Here is a 14,854-nt window from a genome sequence, read left to right on the forward strand (position 1 = left end):
GAACCTTTTTTAAACGCAACGTAATCGTTTTCGTCATTTTTTTAATAGTACAACTTGTAAACGTTTTCAATCAATCGGGGGAGTGAAAAAAATGAAAAAAGTTTTTGGCGTTGGTTTCGTTTCTGCATTAGCTATCACGACATTGGCTGCGTGTGGATCAGGGTCAGACTCATCTACCGGAACTAACGGAGATGTTGTTGAGTTATCGTTTTCTGCATGGGGCAATCCTGCTGAACTGGATGTATACAACCGGGCGGTAGAGGCGTTTAATGAAATGCAGGATGACGTTCAAGTGACGTTAACAGGCTTACCAAACGATAATTATTTCCAAACGTTAACAACTCGTTTACAAGGCGGTCAAGCACCAGATGTGTTTTATGTCGGTGCCGAGAATATTTCTACTCTTATGTCAAATGGCACAATTGAACCATTATCAGATTTTTTAGAAAGTGGAGATTCATACGTTACGGAAGATGAATTTACTGAAGATATCTGGGGTGCTTCAAGAAACGATGGCATTGTTTATGGATTACCAGTTGATTGTAACCCTATTCTCATGTACTACAACAAAGCATTATTAGAAGAGAACAATATTCCGTCTCCTCAAGAATTATATGAGAACGGTGAATGGAATTGGGACACATTTGAAGACATCACGGGTCAATTAAATGAATCTGGTAATCATGGGTACATGCAAGAAAGTGGTCATGGGGCGATGCTAAACTGGATTTGGACAAATGGCGGGGAGTTTGCGACTGAGGATGCTATTGTTGGAGACACTGATGGAAAAACGATGGAAGCATTTGAATATGTTGATCGAATGATAGATGAGGGGAACTTTACTTATGCAGGAACGATGCCTGAAGGTCAAGGAATTGAAGCGATGTTTATGTCTAACCAAGTTGGATTCGTTTCAGCTGGTCGTTGGTTAACGCCAATGTTTTTAGACACAAGTATTGATTTTGACTACATTCCATTTCCTTCTAATACAGATGAACAAATTGAAACAGCAAATATTGCTACTGCCTATATGGCGGTAAACTCAAAATCAGATCACGTAGAAGAAGCAATGAAATTCATCTCCTACTACACATCCACAGATGGACAGGAAGTACGTTTGGATGGGGAAGGGAATGCGGTTCCTTCGGTTGTTGGTATTGATGAAATTGTCTTAAACCAGGATCGTCCGGAACATGGTCAATATTTGCTAGATGCTCGTAGTGTGGGGCGAGTCATTGGTCTTGAATTTACATCTCCAGGGTTAAGTGAAGATTTAGAAGATATATATGAATTAATGATGCTTGGCGATATTGATGCAGGGGATGCGTTAGAGCAAGCAACAGCAAAAGCAAAAGCAGCGGTTGAATAAATAGAGAAACATGGATAGGGGGAGCTTGTCTCCTCCTCTTTCTCAAAGGAGGGGTTGTTTTGTTTACAAAACGTGAGAAGTGGTGGGGGTACGCGTTTATTGCACCACAGATGATTGGAATGATTCTCTTTTCTTTATTACCGCTACTATTCGCTTTTGGTATAAGCTTTATGCATTGGGACGGGTTTGGAGAACGAACCTTTGTAGGACTTGAAAATTACATTACACAATTTCAAGATACTAATTTTAGAGCGGCGTTACGAAATACAACGATCTACTCTCTCATTGTCATACCTGGAGGGATAGCTGCTGCACTTCTTTCTGCTTTAGCCCTTAATAAAGTAAAAGGAAAAGATTTTTATCGAATGTTCTTTTTTATGCCTGTCGTCACAAGCTCAGTTTCTATCGCCGTCATTTGGATGTGGTTGTTAAACGGTGATTTTGGATTGATTAATCAAGTGCTTGCGTCTGTTGGTATTGATGGACCAAATTGGTTAACAGATCGACGTTTTGTTCTTCCATCAATCGCAATGCTAAGTATTTGGTGGGGACTTGGAACGAATATGGTTATTTTCTTAGCTGGACTTCAAGGAATTTCAAGAAGTTATTATGAGGCGGCCGAGATTGATGGCGCTTCCGCTTGGCAGAAATTTAGAAACATTACGATGCCATTATTATCTCCAACAACGTTCTTTGTTGCGATTATGACAGTAATCGGTTCATTCCAAGTGTTTGACCAAGCATACGTAATGACACAAGGAGGACCAGGAAACGCCAGTTATACACTCGTGCTTCATATTTTTGATGAAGCCTTTACGCGAAGTTCGTTCGGTACGAGTACGTCTGCGGCAATGATATTATTTGTCATTATTTTAATCTTTACTTTAATCCAGTTTACGGTTTCAAGAAAGTGGGTGCACTATGAAGACAACGGCAGATAACGCACAGCGCCAATTACAACCTCCTGTTCAACCAGCAGTGAAGCGAAGAGTGAAACCCTCTACGGTTTTGCTTCATCTTGCACTCATTTTAGGTTCTATTGTTATGGCAGGACCGTTTATTTGGATGGGATTGAGCAGTTTAAAGTCGTTTGAGCAAATGTTTTCCATTCCCCCCACTATTATTCCAGATCCTATTATGTGGAGTAATTTTGTTGATTCCCTAAATGCAATGCCGTTTGGGCGAGCATACTGGAATAGCTTCTATATCTCAACTATTGTAGTGCTTAGTCAGATTATTACGTGCTCGATGGCAGCTTATGCTTTTGCCAAATTAAAGTTTCCAGGTTCCAAAGTGTTGTTCATTGCCTTTTTAGCAACGATGATGGTGCCTATGCAAGTAACGCTTATTCCGCTTTATCTCATATTAGATCAGCTTCAATGGGTAAATACCCATTTATCCATTATTGTTCCTAATGCACTTTTTAATGCATTTGGCGTTTTCTTACTTAGACAATTTATGCTTGGGATTCCAAAAGAAATGGAAGAGGCAGCAGTAATGGATGGTGCCAACCCTGCTTTTATCTATTTGCGGATTATGTTGCCGCTAATAAAACCTGCTTTAGCAGCATTTGGAATCTTTTCGTTTATCGGCATCTGGAATAACTTTATCCAGCCCCTTACTTTTCTAAGTAGTACTGAGTTGTTCACGGTTCCCCTTTTACTGGCCATGTTCAAAGGATTGTATGTTACACAATGGCCTTTACTAATGGCAGGCGCTACAATATCTGTTGTTCCTGTATTGATTGTTTATTTCTTCGCACAACGGCAAATTATCGAAGGAATTGCATTAACAGGTGTAAAGGGTTAATTACGAGGGCTTATTGACGAAAAAAGGTCAATAAGCTTTTTTTACGATCATAAAAAGAGCCACACCATCCCTAAACAAAAGGGACGATGTGGTCATGGTTTCACCTCAATTAATTGCGTGCGCAGTCATCTTCATGAACATAACGGTTGATCGGGTACGGATTACATCGGTAACAGCTATGATCACTTTTGAAATAGCAACTGTCTTTTTAGATTTGAGCATGTTTTGGTTTTCGTTTTCCTATGAGGAAGACGGCTATCATCATGAAAGCTAATGCAGCTAAAAAGACGAGTGAGCTTCCTGTAATACCAGCAAAAATAAAGACGATAAATGCAATGAAACCATTTAACAAAGCATACGGGAATTGCGTTTTAACGTGATCGACATTATCGCAACCTGCACCAGTAGATGAAAGAATGGTTGTATCAGAAATAGGTGAACAATGATCTCCGAATATGCCTCCTGAGAGAACCGCTCCGATACAAATCGCGAGATGGGCATCCAGTCCAAAAGCCATCGGTATCGCAAACGGCATCATAATCGCAAATGTTCCCCATGACGTTGCAGTTGCCAACGAGATACAGACTGCCACAAGGAAGAGAATTGCAGGAACAAGGTAACCAGGAACACTGTCTTGTAATAACTCTATCACATAGTTTGCCGTCCCCATTTCACTCATAACGGTTCCTAATGCCCAAGCTAATACAAGTGTTGCTAATACAAAAACCATCTTCTGCATTCCTTTTGAATAAAGCTCAAATGCTTCAGAGAACCGTTTTACTTTTAATAGAACCATTAAGCCAATAAGAACAATACTAGCAAACAAGTAAGCCGTACTTAAAGCAACCCGAAAATCACCGCCGGCAACAGGTTCAAATGGAAAGCCATGGGTTAGCAAAAGGCCAAATAATGTAACGAAGAGTGTTAATAATGGCAACCAAATCAACACTGCATAACTTTTTTGGTTCTCATCAACTGGCTCACTGTAACGAAGGGGACGAGAGGTCTTCCAGTACAATTCACCAGTTTTTTCAACACGTTGTTCTGCTCGTGCCATTGGGCCAAAATCTAATTTGGTTAAAGCGATAAACGGAACAATCGCGACAGCTAAGATCGGGTAAAGCTGAAACGGAATGGCCTGAAGAAAAGCGGTAAATTCAGACATGTCCGAACCAATGTTATCAAACTCTTGACGAATTAACCCCATGATGTAAACACCCCAGCCGATAAAAGGAATCATAACGGCAAGTGGGGAAGCGGTAGAATCAATAATCCACGCTAATTTTTCTCGAGATAATTTTGCTTTATCAAAAATCTTCTCAAAGATGGGACCAACAATTAAAGGAGAGCCTAAATCAGAAAAGAAGATCGTTAAACCTCCGACATAAGCTGCCATCTGTGTTTTAGCCTTTGTATCTAAAAAGCGGACAACTCGCTTTGCTAACGCGGCTGATCCACCTGATTTCTCAATCAATCCAACAAATCCACCGATAAATAAGAGTAGAACAAGGACGGCAGCATTGTAGCTATCTGTTAATTGAGGGAATAAATATTCACCTATTGTTTCTGTAGTCGCTGTTATTGGGTTGCCGCTAGTAAGTAAAAGAACGCCAGCAAACAATCCGGTAAACAGAGAAACGAGTACGTTCTTAGTTGTAATCGCTAATCCTATCGCTATAAGCGGGGGAATGAGCGAGATGAAGCCCATGTGTTCCATTCGTATCCTCCTACACTTTCTGTAAATTGAATAATTTAATAAATATGCATAGATATGAATATATCATAGTTTATCAAATGGCGCGATCATTTTTTTCTGTGCATTGTAAAAAAAGATCGCTATACTAAAGCTAATACAATTGGAAAAGAGGTTAGCTCATTGAAACAACAACTTATTGAACGCTTAATGCGCTATGCAAAAATAAATACGCAGTCATCAGAAGCAAGTCATGAGGTGCCAACAACGAAGGGGCAGCTTGAGCTCGGGCAGTTACTGGTAGAAGAGTTAGAACAGATTGGTATGACCGACGTGAGTATGGATGAGAATGGGTATGTAATGGCGACACTTGAAGCAACTAGCGACAAATCAACTCCGACAATTGGATTTTTAGCACATACGGATACAGCGACAGACTTTACAGGTGAAGGTGTACAACCACAAGTGCATGAGAACTACAGTGGAGGCGACATTCAGCTCAACGAAACGATTACGCTGTCGCCAAAACAATTCCCAGAATTAGCAAACTACGTTGGTCACACGCTCATGACAACAGATGGAACGACGTTGCTTGGCGCAGACGATAAAGCTGGTATTGCTGAAATCGTTACAGCAATGGCGTATTTAATCGACAACCCCTCTATTAAGCACGGCAAGATTCGAGTGGCGTTTACACCAGATGAAGAAATTGGAAGAGGGCCACATCACTTCGATGTTGAAGCTTTTAACGCTGATTTTGCCTACACGTTAGATGGGGGACCGCTAGGTGAATTTCAATATGAGAGCTTTAATGCGGCAGCAGCGAAGGTTTGTTTTCAAGGTGTGAGCACCCATCCAGGCACAGCAAAGAATAAAATGGTTAATGCCATGAAGCGTGCCATGGAATTTAATGATCAATTGCCTGCAGATGAGGCGCCTGAATTTACGGAAGGCTACGAGGGTTTTTATCATCTTCTATCAATGAAGGGTGATACGGATTATGCGGAATTGCATTACATCATTCGTGATTTTGACCGTAAAGCATTCGCTAATCGAAAAGCAAAAATGGAATCTGTTGTAAGGCAGATGCAAGGAAAACACGGTGATCACAATGTCACACTTGAAATTCGGGACCAATATTACAATATGAGAGAGAAGATCGAGCCTAATCCAGAGATTGTTGATGTAGCATTAGATGCTATGAAAGCATGCGACATTGACCCAATTGTTGGACCAATACGTGGTGGTACCGATGGCTCCCAGCTGTCTTATAAAGGATTACCAACGCCAAATATATTCACTGGAGGACAAAATTATCACGGGCGTTATGAATATATATCCGTTGACGATATGGAAAAAGCAGTCCAAGTCATTGTGAACATTGCTCAAATGGTAGAACAGAGAGCGTAGACAGAAAGGAGGCGGTGAGGTGAAGGTTCATCTGTATAGAGACAGTGACGTTTTTTACAACGAAATTGTAAGAGCGTTAAAGGAGAACAGCGCCGAAAATAGTTTATTCTTAGGTTTATTACAACAAACAATAAGAGGGAACAACCTTCCATTGTTTATGTGTAGAGCTGAAAATGATGTGTTTTGCTTGCAGACAATACCGAACCAAGCCGTCTTAGCTTTTAAAACGCGCCAACCATCAGCTTCCACAATGAATATGCTCGTTCAAGCGCTAAAGGATCGACCCATTACTCGCTTTATCGGTGTCAAGGAACCGGTCCTGCGACTGGTTCACCTACTAGCTAAAGTGAGATCAAGTTCTGTGCTGACGGTAATGAAACAGCGATTGTATCAATTAAATCATGCATCTTTAATTCCTTTAACTAGCGGAACGATTCGAAAGATGAATCGAGAAGATCTTCCATTTGTTGCAAAATGGATTCAAGAATTTGACGATGAAGCGAATCTATCAGAGAAGCGCATTACGGTAAAGGAAGCTGAAAAAACCGCACGACAGCAGCTGGATAAAGGTGGTTTATATCTATTAGAAGTGGATGGCATTCCTGTAGCGATGGCAAATGCTACGAGAAAAATGGGTCAAAGTGTGACAATTAATTTAGTATACACACCAAGACCGTTTCGTAAAAAAGGATACGCTACCAGTTGCGTCACTGCTTTATGCCATCAGTGTATAAAAGATGGGTTTTCCGTTGTGTTACTGTATACAGACTTAGGTAACCCTACTTCTAATCATATTTACCAAGAAATTGGGTTTGAGCCAGTTAGTGATTCCGTTGTAATGGAAGTGAAAAAGGTCGATTAATGGCCTTTTTTTGTTGTGAACAAAAGTTGCTGTAAAGGATGACAACAGAGTGTTATAAATCTAAAAGAAGTATTATTTTAAAAGTGTAATAGAAGCGATATAGTAAAATGAAAGGGCTTTCAAAAAAGGGTAGGAAGAAGCCTAATTACACAAAAAGGTAAGGGGGAGCAAGAAGTGAAAAGATATGGATCAATTTTAATGACCAGTGTTGCTGTGATAGCGCTTGCAGCTTGTAGCAATACGTCTAACGACCGAGAGAGCACGGTGGAAGCTGTAGCATCTGCTGATGAATTGCCAGAGCGATTTGAAGAGCCTGTAAGGTTAGACTTAATTAAACATGTCTCAGGTGATATATTTTTTCGAGACGGTGAAACAATTGAAAATAATGTTCATACAGAATGGGTAAAAGACACGTTTAACATTGATTTAAACTATATGTGGACTACTAGTGGACCTGGTGAGACATTTGAAACGAAGCTTCAACTAGAGATGTCTTCAAATCAACCATTACCGTCTATTTTAGCGTTAAGAAGTCCTCTGACACAGGATTTAATTGATTCTGGACGGGTAAAAGAGGTCGGAGAATTGTTTGATAAATATGCATCCGATACGTGGAAAGAGGCAATGGCAGCTGATCCACATGCATGGGACCCCTATACGCGAGAAGAAGGGCGATTTGCCATTCCCATACTAGATTATGAAATGAATGGTGATACCGTTCTGTTCATTCGACAAGATTGGATGGACAATCTAGGTCTTGACGCTCCTGAAACGTTGGAGGACATCGAAGAAATCATGGATGCATTTGTGAATGGTGACCCTACTGGAACCGGGGAAAAAGTATACGGGCTTGCTGCAGGCTTTACCAACCAATTAAACACGTGGATGTCAACGGTAGACTGGGTTTTTGGTGCACATGGTGGGATGCCAAATCAGTATAACCTTGCTGAAGATGGCAGCCTCGTAAACGGAGATATCCAGCCAGAAATAAAAGATGGTTTAGAGACGCTAAAACAGTGGATGGATGAAGGCTACCTTCACCCAGAATCTGGTTTATGGGACGAAGGTAAGGCTGCAGAATTGTTTACGGCTGGTCGTGCTGGAATCATTGCAGGTCCACATTGGATGCCAGATTGGCCATTAGCGGAAGTGTTGGAAAATGTAGAAGGTGCGGAGTATAAAGCGTATGATATTCCAACTGGACCAAATGGACAAAAAGGCCGTTCAACAGGAATTACATCGCAAAATGGGGCGGTGATGTTTAATGAAAATGCGACAGAAGATGAGATTCAAGCATTTTTTGTCTATCAAAACTATTTATTTGAGAACTTCGCCAATCCAGACGAAGGAAGCGAGTTTGAATATGGATTTGCTGAAGGATACGACTATGTCTTCGAAGGTAATGATGTGAAATATGGGGAAGATGACATCCCAGGTGGGCGGATCGATCCGGTAAAATATACACTTACATTTGATGGTGCGCGAATCCCAAGTCTTTACATTAACGCGCTTGCGGATTTTGCAAGAGGAGAAGAGCCACAAACCCCGTTTGAGCGCAAAGTTTACCTTCAATACCCGGAACAAGCATGGGAGGGTGCACGCATTGTTGTTGATAGTGCGGATGCGCAAATTCCAAGTATGTTTACAGGTCGACCGACAGAAACAATGGTTAGCCGGGGTGATGCACTTGATACGCTATTAAGCGAAGGCTTTAATAAAATAATTTATGATGAAATACCAATTGATGAATTTGATCATCTTGTTGATCAATGGAAAAGTCAAGGTGGCGACGATGTTATGAAAGAAGTAAATGAGTGGTTTGACGTTGTAAATGCCAGTGAATGAGCAAAAAAGGGCAGCGTGAAAAGAAAACGCTGTCTTTTTCTCTGAACCATCGTACCAGCTCGTTATTTATACTTTACAATAACGCTTAGGGGGGAGCGTTATGTTCAAACAAAAAAGTTTATTTTACAAGATGGTCGTAAGCATTATGTTATTGCTTGTACCTGTTGTCATTGTCTATACGTATTCAAACATAGTTAGTGAAAGAGTCGTCCGGGAAGAAATTGATACGCGTAATATGAATCGACTTGATGTCTCAATGAATCGACTGGAAGCGGATCTTTGGCAAGTGTCGCAATTTCTTGTAGCGTTGAGCATTGATTCAGATACAAATCGACTCAGAAATATTGATCTACTTAGTCCGTACGATTCAATAGAGCTTCAGGGGGACATTCAGGAGAAGCTATTGCTTTACCAGCAGCTTAGTACCTTTTTAGTGGATGTGACGATCTTCTTTCCAGATGGAGAAAGACAATTATCCACCATGATGAAATCCCCAGAACGACCAGAGACTCTATCTCCTTCTTGGACTTATATTGCAGACGGAAAAGGAAATGATTCGGATCGACCTTATTTTGTTCAGCACGTAAAAGACTCGATCACGCATCATAATGAGAATCAAGCTGTTATTGTTGAGGCAAGGATTTACATTGAAGCTTTTCAGCATCATTTAAATGATTTAGCTCTAGCAAATGATGGCTATTCTTTTTTGTATCATCCACATCACGAATTAATTAAACCAGTAGGCACCAATCACGAGTTTCCACTGGATTACAATTTTTCACTCCAATTAAATAACGAAGAGAGAGGAACGGAACGGTTTACATTAGGTCAAGATGATTACACATTATCTTATATTTCCTCTACGAGTTTAGATTGGGTTCTCGTCGATTTGGTTCCACTAGAAGATGTGTTAAGTCCTATTGCGACAACACGAACATGGTTTTATGCAACTGGACTTGTGTTACTTCTTCTAGGTGTCGCTGCAGCTTGGTTATTAAATACGCAACTATTGCAGCCTATTGGAACATTAAAGGATGCCATTCTCCATTTTAAAAGAGGGCACTACTATACGCGGATGGCGGTTCCAGACCAAAAGGAATTTGCTATTGCAATGAGTGGGTTTAATGATATGGCAGATCAAATTCAAACGTTAATAGAAGAAGTGTATGAAGAGAAAATTCGTTCTCAGCAAGCAACATTAAAATTGCTGCAAGCGCAAATCGATCCACACTTTTTATATAATTGCCTCTTCTATATTAAGAACATGGCGAAAATTAACAATACAGATGCTGTCGAAGCAATGGCTCTTCATTTAGGTGACTATTTCCGCTATCGAACAGAGGTAGAAAAGGAAGAAACGACTGTGGAAGAAGAATTGAAGTTAGTAAACAATTTTTTAGCTATTCATTCTTTGCGAAAGCGTGATTTAAGTTATTCAATGAATCTACCAGACGAACTTTTAAAGCAACCTATTCCGCCACTACTTATTCAACCTATTGTGGAGAATGCCATCGTTCATGGGATAGCTGACGTAGAAGAAAGGGCAGAGATTCGAATAGATGGAGTGGTTTTAGAAGAGGGCTGGCAAATAAGCGTTGACGATAATGGCCAAGCTGTTTCAGCCGAAACAGTAACGAGAATCCATAAGCTACTAGAATCTCAAGAAGAGGCAACCAATCATTATGGATTACGAAATGTCCATCAACGTATGCGCAATCGTTTTGGTGCAAAATCAGGCGTAGTTGTTAACTATTCTAAGCTTGGAGGTTTAAACGTTACTCTTTTATGTAAAGGGGACAAAGCTGATCAAAAAGGGGAGTGATGGTATGTACCAGCTATTAGTTGTGGATGATGAAGACGCGACCTTACAAGGATTAGCAAGCTTACCATGGCGTCAACTTATGATTAGCCAGGTTCACTGTGCACACTCCGTTCGAAAAGCCCATGAAATCTTAGAGGCGTTTCCTATAGACGTTATGGTAACTGATATCCGTATGCCAGGCAGGTCAGGTCTTGAGTTATTACAGGATGTAACCGATTTTTCTATACAACCTAAATGTATTCTGCTTTCTGGCTATTCAGATTTTACCTACGCGCAAGCTGCCATAAAGGCCCAAGCAGTGGATTATTTAGTAAAACCAGTTAGGGATGAAGAGCTACTTCATGCTGTTGAACGAGCATTAGTTAAAAAGAGTGAAGAGAAAAAGGAACGGTATATGCAAGAGCAAACAGTTGCTGCAATAAAAAAGAACGTAAGTTTTTTAGCGGACTCTGTCTTTCAACCATGGATCAGGGGAGAAAAGGGGGAGGAAACGCTGAAAGCAGAGCTTCTGCATTACGGCATTGCTCACCATCGTGATATTCGTACCATTCCGATTACTGTTCGTGTTGATGATAGTAAGAATGTAAGCCATGGATGGAAGCTAATGGTTGATGAAGAACTTGCAGAAGCTTATGTGCTACTCGAAAAGCATATCGCTTTAAATACGGTCTCGTATCTTCTTTATCCTGTACATCATAACGATCCGCTAGTAGTAGAAAAAGATGTTCACGATCGTGCGATTCGATTGCGAAAAGCATTAAAAAAAGATCTTTTTTATGGAGTGACCATTAAAGTGGGAGAGCCATTAATCTTTTGGAAACAGGCAAAACGGTATCTTCATAAACCACTAATGGATTCAACCAACAAAGAAATCCAACAAGATTCGTTAGCAAAGAGAGTGAAGGAATTTATTGATGCTTCGTTTATGAAGCAGCCATCGTTACAGGACATAGCAACGAACTTGTATTTAAATCCATCCTATGTATCAAAGCGTTTTAAAGAAGAGACCGGGGAAACAGTAACAGATTATACTCACCGCTTGCGGATGAATCGCGCAGTTACGTTATTAACAGAAACGAATATGAAGGTGAGTCTAATATCAGAAGAATTAGGGTACCAGCATGCATCTTATTTTATACGCGTATTCAAAAAAGAATTTAAGCAGACGCCCCATGAATTTAGGCAGCGCTAAGGAGGGAAAGAAGCGTGGCTCAACTAAAAAATGAGACGATACAGCCTCTTGTGAAAAAGAAAAAGCAGCCTTGGAATATGAAGCGTAATTGGCCACTACACGTGCTTGTGCTACCAGCGATTCTCTTTGCACTTGTATTTAACTATATTCCTTTAGCAGGTATTATAATGGCATTTCAAAACTTTAAGCCATGGGAAGGCTTTCTAGGATCAGAATGGGTTGGGTTTGATCAGTTTACCCGCATTTTTGAATTTCAAGAAGGTAGGCAAGTGATTTGGAATACACTTGTCATTTCCACCTTTAAAATAATCTTTCAGCTTATTGTGCCAATCGTGTTTGCTTTACTATTGAATGAAGTTCGAATTATTGCTTACAAGCGCTCTATCCAAACGTTAGTCTACTTGCCCCATTTTTTGTCATGGGTTATTTTAGGCGGTATTTTACTTGATCTGTTATCGGTGGATGGTGGCTTAATTAATCAATTTATTGGCTTCTTCGGTATAAATCCAATTTTCTTTTTAGGAGATAGTGATTGGTTTCGTGTAACCGTTATCGTATCAGATGTATGGAAAGACTTCGGGTTTTCAGCAATTATTTTTTTAGCAGCATTAGCAGGGATTAATCCCAGTTTGTATGAGGCTGCAATCGTTGATGGAGCGAATCGCTTGCAACAAGTTTTGCACATTACGCTCCCAAGTTTACTACCTATTACCATTGTTGTCGCAACCCTCGCACTAGGAAATATCTTAAATGCAGGATTCGATCAAATCTTTAATTTATATAACCCTCTTGTTTACGATAAAGGAGACATCATTGACACCTATGTCTACCGACAAGGCCTACTTGGCGGGAATTTCAGTTACGCAACAGCAGTCGGTGTATTTAAATCGGTTATTGCCTTTATTTTGATCGTGACCGGTTATCGCTTAGCTTACAAGTACGCAAACTATCGCATCTTTTAAAAAGGAGGAGGAGCTATGCATCATCGAAGTCGTTCGTATAAACTGTTTTCATTATGTAATAATATCTTTCTTCTTGTTCTTGGAATTCTATGTATCTTGCCGCTTATTCATATTTTAGCTGTATCGTTTAGCGCTTCAGCCCCGGCAAATGCAAATTTGGTTCGTTTCTTTCCGATTGACTTTACATTTGCTGCTTGGGAGCAAACTCTTGGAAATGAAAATTTCTTAAGAGCCCTTTGGAATGGTGTTTTTCGAACGGTTCTTGGAACGCTAATTAGCTTAACGGTTGTGACACTGGCGGCCTATGCATTGTCAAAAGAAGATCATGAATTCCGCGGTCGAAAGTGGTATGTATATACACTTATTTTTATTATGTTGTTTAACGGGGGATTAATTCCAACGTATATTTTAATCCAAAACCTCGGAATGATTAATACGATTTGGGCACTTGTTCTACCAGGAGCAGTAAATGTGTTTAATATGATTTTACTGTTGAATTTCTTTCGAACAGGAGTGCCTAAATCGTTAGAAGAGGCGGCTTTAATAGACGGTGCCGGTCACTTTAAAATCCTTTTTCGTATTTCCCTACCGATTTCCTTACCAGCACTTGCAACAGTAGGTCTGTTTACAATGGTAGGCCAATGGAATTCATGGTTTGATGGGCTTATTTATTTAACCGACTCGTCTAAATACCCTTTATCTACGTTTTTGCAAACAATTATTGTACAAAATGATTATTCGCAAATGAATGTGAACCCTGACGAAGTTCGGGCATTATCAGAACGAACGGTCCGCTCCGCTCAAATCTTTATTGGTGCATTACCAATTATTCTCGTTTACCCTTTTCTTCAAAAGTACTTTGTAAAAGGGATTGTGTTAGGTTCTGTTAAAGAATAATGACTTAGTAGAATCGCTGTTCTTTTGAAATAGAGCGATTCTACTTATATTCTTTCTTTTTCTTTTCGTGACGTTGTAAATATAAACCAATGGTTTCCGCTACTTCTTCATGACCGCTAACAAACTCGTAAAACCCTGGCGCATCGATATTCTGAATAACATCCATCTTCTCATAGATTTTCATCTTTATTTCCTGTTCCAAATCCTCTCTGTTTGCTGGAGCGGTTTGGTAAAGGCTTTTTTTAATTTTCGGTTGAAAATCTTCTAAAATCTTTTCATATTGAAAACTCATTGTATAGTCACCTCGTTGTTATTTGGAACGCTTGCTTTTAACCGTTCAAGTGCGCGTTTCTTGTTGTAAGAAATTCGTTGTTCCGATGCATCTAGGAAAAGGGCAATTTCTTTGTTTTGATAGCCATAAAAATAAGAATAGATTAAAATGGTTTGTTGCATGGAATTAAGCTGTGAAAATGCTTGAGAAATATGCTTATCTGCAAATAATTCAGTAGTAGAACCTTCTTCATCCAATGCCTGTTCAAGATCACCTAGAACATCACCAGCGCGAATCATTCCAATAAAAGTAGAATAGCCATCTTCCGTTTGTTTCTCGTCTATAGAAACAGTTAAAGGCTGATTTCGTACACGCTTATCAAAATCAACTGAATACCCTTTAATAAGTTTACTAATGTATTGAACCGTTTTAATACGTGTGAAAAAACGACGAAACGCATCATCAAGTGCAAGCTGATTCATTGGAGTAGGATATTGTTGCGCAGTTAAAAAAAGCTGCTGATGCTCACGCTCTTTTAGGAATAATTCAATCATTAATCGGACGGACTGTTTTCTCTTTGTATGGGCTACATCCACATAAATGACCTCCTTGACCTCTTTTTATAATAGAGAACGTTCGTAGAAAAAATAAAAACACGAACATATTTTCGTATAAAAAAAGTATACAGAACAATTGTTCGCTAATCAAGAGCTTGTACATTG

General features: G+C 39.8%; 13 protein-coding genes. 10 read left to right on the forward strand and 3 right to left on the reverse strand.

The window, feature by feature from the left end:
* Nucleotides 1-91 precede the first annotated feature (91 nt).
* The 3 genes from BK583_RS03945 to BK583_RS03955 are packed head-to-tail and all read left to right on the forward strand — an operon-like array spanning nt 92 to nt 3,178.
* Nucleotides 92-1,369 (forward strand): ABC transporter substrate-binding protein, encoded by a 1,278-nt coding sequence (locus BK583_RS03945; RefSeq protein WP_055736851.1) that lies wholly within the window; start codon nt 92-94, stop codon nt 1,367-1,369.
* Nucleotides 1,370-1,428: 59 nt separating this feature from the next.
* Entirely contained in the window at nt 1,429-2,310 is an 882-nt protein-coding gene (locus tag BK583_RS03950; protein WP_038483274.1) for a carbohydrate ABC transporter permease, read from the forward strand.
* Nucleotides 2,291-3,178, forward strand: coding sequence for a carbohydrate ABC transporter permease (locus tag BK583_RS03955; protein ID WP_078440033.1), 888 nt, complete (start codon nt 2,291-2,293; stop codon nt 3,176-3,178). Before BK583_RS03950 ends, BK583_RS03955 begins: the two co-directional genes overlap by 20 nt.
* Nucleotides 3,179-3,386: 208 nt before the next feature.
* On the opposite strand, the gene BK583_RS03960 is transcribed toward BK583_RS03955, so the two are convergent.
* Entirely contained in the window at nt 3,387-4,895 is a 1,509-nt protein-coding gene (locus tag BK583_RS03960; RefSeq protein WP_055736852.1) for a Na+/H+ antiporter NhaC family protein, read from the reverse strand.
* A 159-nt stretch (nt 4,896-5,054) separates the two neighbouring features.
* Here BK583_RS03960 and pepT point away from each other — a divergent pair, with 159 nt between their 5' ends.
* From pepT to BK583_RS03995, 7 genes are all read left to right on the forward strand, one after another.
* Nucleotides 5,055-6,281, forward strand: a complete 1,227-nt coding sequence (gene pepT, locus BK583_RS03965; protein ID WP_055736853.1) for a peptidase T — start codon at nt 5,055-5,057, stop codon at nt 6,279-6,281.
* Nucleotides 6,282-6,300: 19 nt separating this feature from the next.
* Nucleotides 6,301-7,143, forward strand: a complete 843-nt coding sequence (locus tag BK583_RS03970; RefSeq protein ID WP_055736854.1) for a GNAT family N-acetyltransferase — start codon at nt 6,301-6,303, stop codon at nt 7,141-7,143.
* A gap of 174 nt (nt 7,144-7,317) precedes the next feature.
* A complete protein-coding gene (locus BK583_RS03975) occupies nt 7,318-8,988 on the forward strand; it encodes an extracellular solute-binding protein (protein ID WP_236702428.1) in 1,671 nt (556 codons plus the stop codon).
* A gap of 100 nt (nt 8,989-9,088) precedes the next feature.
* Nucleotides 9,089-10,810: a cache domain-containing sensor histidine kinase gene (locus BK583_RS03980; protein ID WP_055736855.1), complete on the forward strand. Its 1,722-nt coding sequence runs from the start codon at nt 9,089-9,091 to the stop codon at nt 10,808-10,810.
* A gap of 4 nt (nt 10,811-10,814) precedes the next feature.
* Nucleotides 10,815-12,002 carry a response regulator gene (locus tag BK583_RS03985; RefSeq protein ID WP_055736856.1) on the forward strand — a complete coding sequence of 396 codons (1,188 nt, stop codon included), beginning with the start codon at nt 10,815-10,817 and terminating at the stop codon, nt 12,000-12,002.
* A 77-nt stretch (nt 12,003-12,079) separates the two neighbouring features.
* Entirely contained in the window at nt 12,080-12,964 is an 885-nt protein-coding gene (locus BK583_RS03990; protein ID WP_139366231.1) for an ABC transporter permease, read from the forward strand.
* 15 nt (nt 12,965-12,979) lie between these two features.
* Complete coding sequence (locus BK583_RS03995) at nt 12,980-13,861, forward strand: carbohydrate ABC transporter permease (protein WP_055736858.1); 882 nt, start codon at nt 12,980-12,982, stop codon at nt 13,859-13,861.
* A 40-nt stretch (nt 13,862-13,901) separates the two neighbouring features.
* Here the strand turns inward: BK583_RS03995 and BK583_RS04000 are convergent, their stop codons facing one another.
* On the reverse strand, nt 13,902-14,153 hold the full coding sequence (locus tag BK583_RS04000) for a hypothetical protein (protein ID WP_051667631.1): 252 nt from the start codon (nt 14,151-14,153) through the stop codon (nt 13,902-13,904).
* A complete protein-coding gene (locus tag BK583_RS04005; protein ID WP_055736859.1) occupies nt 14,150-14,728 on the reverse strand; it encodes a sigma-70 family RNA polymerase sigma factor in 579 nt (192 codons plus the stop codon). Before BK583_RS04005 ends, BK583_RS04000 begins: the two co-directional genes overlap by 4 nt.
* Between the last annotated feature and the right edge of the window lie 126 nt (nt 14,729-14,854).

It is taken from the genome of Shouchella oshimensis (assembly GCF_002019765.1).
Taxonomy (GTDB): Bacteria; Bacillota; Bacilli; order Bacillales; family Bacillaceae_D; genus Shouchella; species Shouchella oshimensis.

Excerpts from the sequence above, each read along its gene's own strand:
- BK583_RS03990 (WP_139366231.1), top strand. The coding sequence starts at position 12,080 with ATGAAGCGTAATTGGCCACTACACGTGCTTGTGCTACCAGCGATTCTC.
- BK583_RS04000 (WP_051667631.1), bottom strand. The coding sequence starts at position 14,153 with ATGAGTTTTCAATATGAAAAGATTTTAGAAGATTTTCAACCGAAAATT.
- BK583_RS03945 (WP_055736851.1), top strand. The coding sequence starts at position 92 with ATGAAAAAAGTTTTTGGCGTTGGTTTCGTTTCTGCATTAGCTATCACG.
- BK583_RS03985 (WP_055736856.1), top strand. The coding sequence starts at position 10,815 with ATGTACCAGCTATTAGTTGTGGATGATGAAGACGCGACCTTACAAGGA.
- BK583_RS03960 (WP_055736852.1), bottom strand. The coding sequence starts at position 4,895 with ATGGAACACATGGGCTTCATCTCGCTCATTCCCCCGCTTATAGCGATA.
- BK583_RS03995 (WP_055736858.1), top strand. The coding sequence starts at position 12,980 with ATGCATCATCGAAGTCGTTCGTATAAACTGTTTTCATTATGTAATAAT.
- BK583_RS03955 (WP_078440033.1), top strand. The coding sequence starts at position 2,291 with ATGAAGACAACGGCAGATAACGCACAGCGCCAATTACAACCTCCTGTT.
- BK583_RS03980 (WP_055736855.1), top strand. The coding sequence starts at position 9,089 with ATGTTCAAACAAAAAAGTTTATTTTACAAGATGGTCGTAAGCATTATG.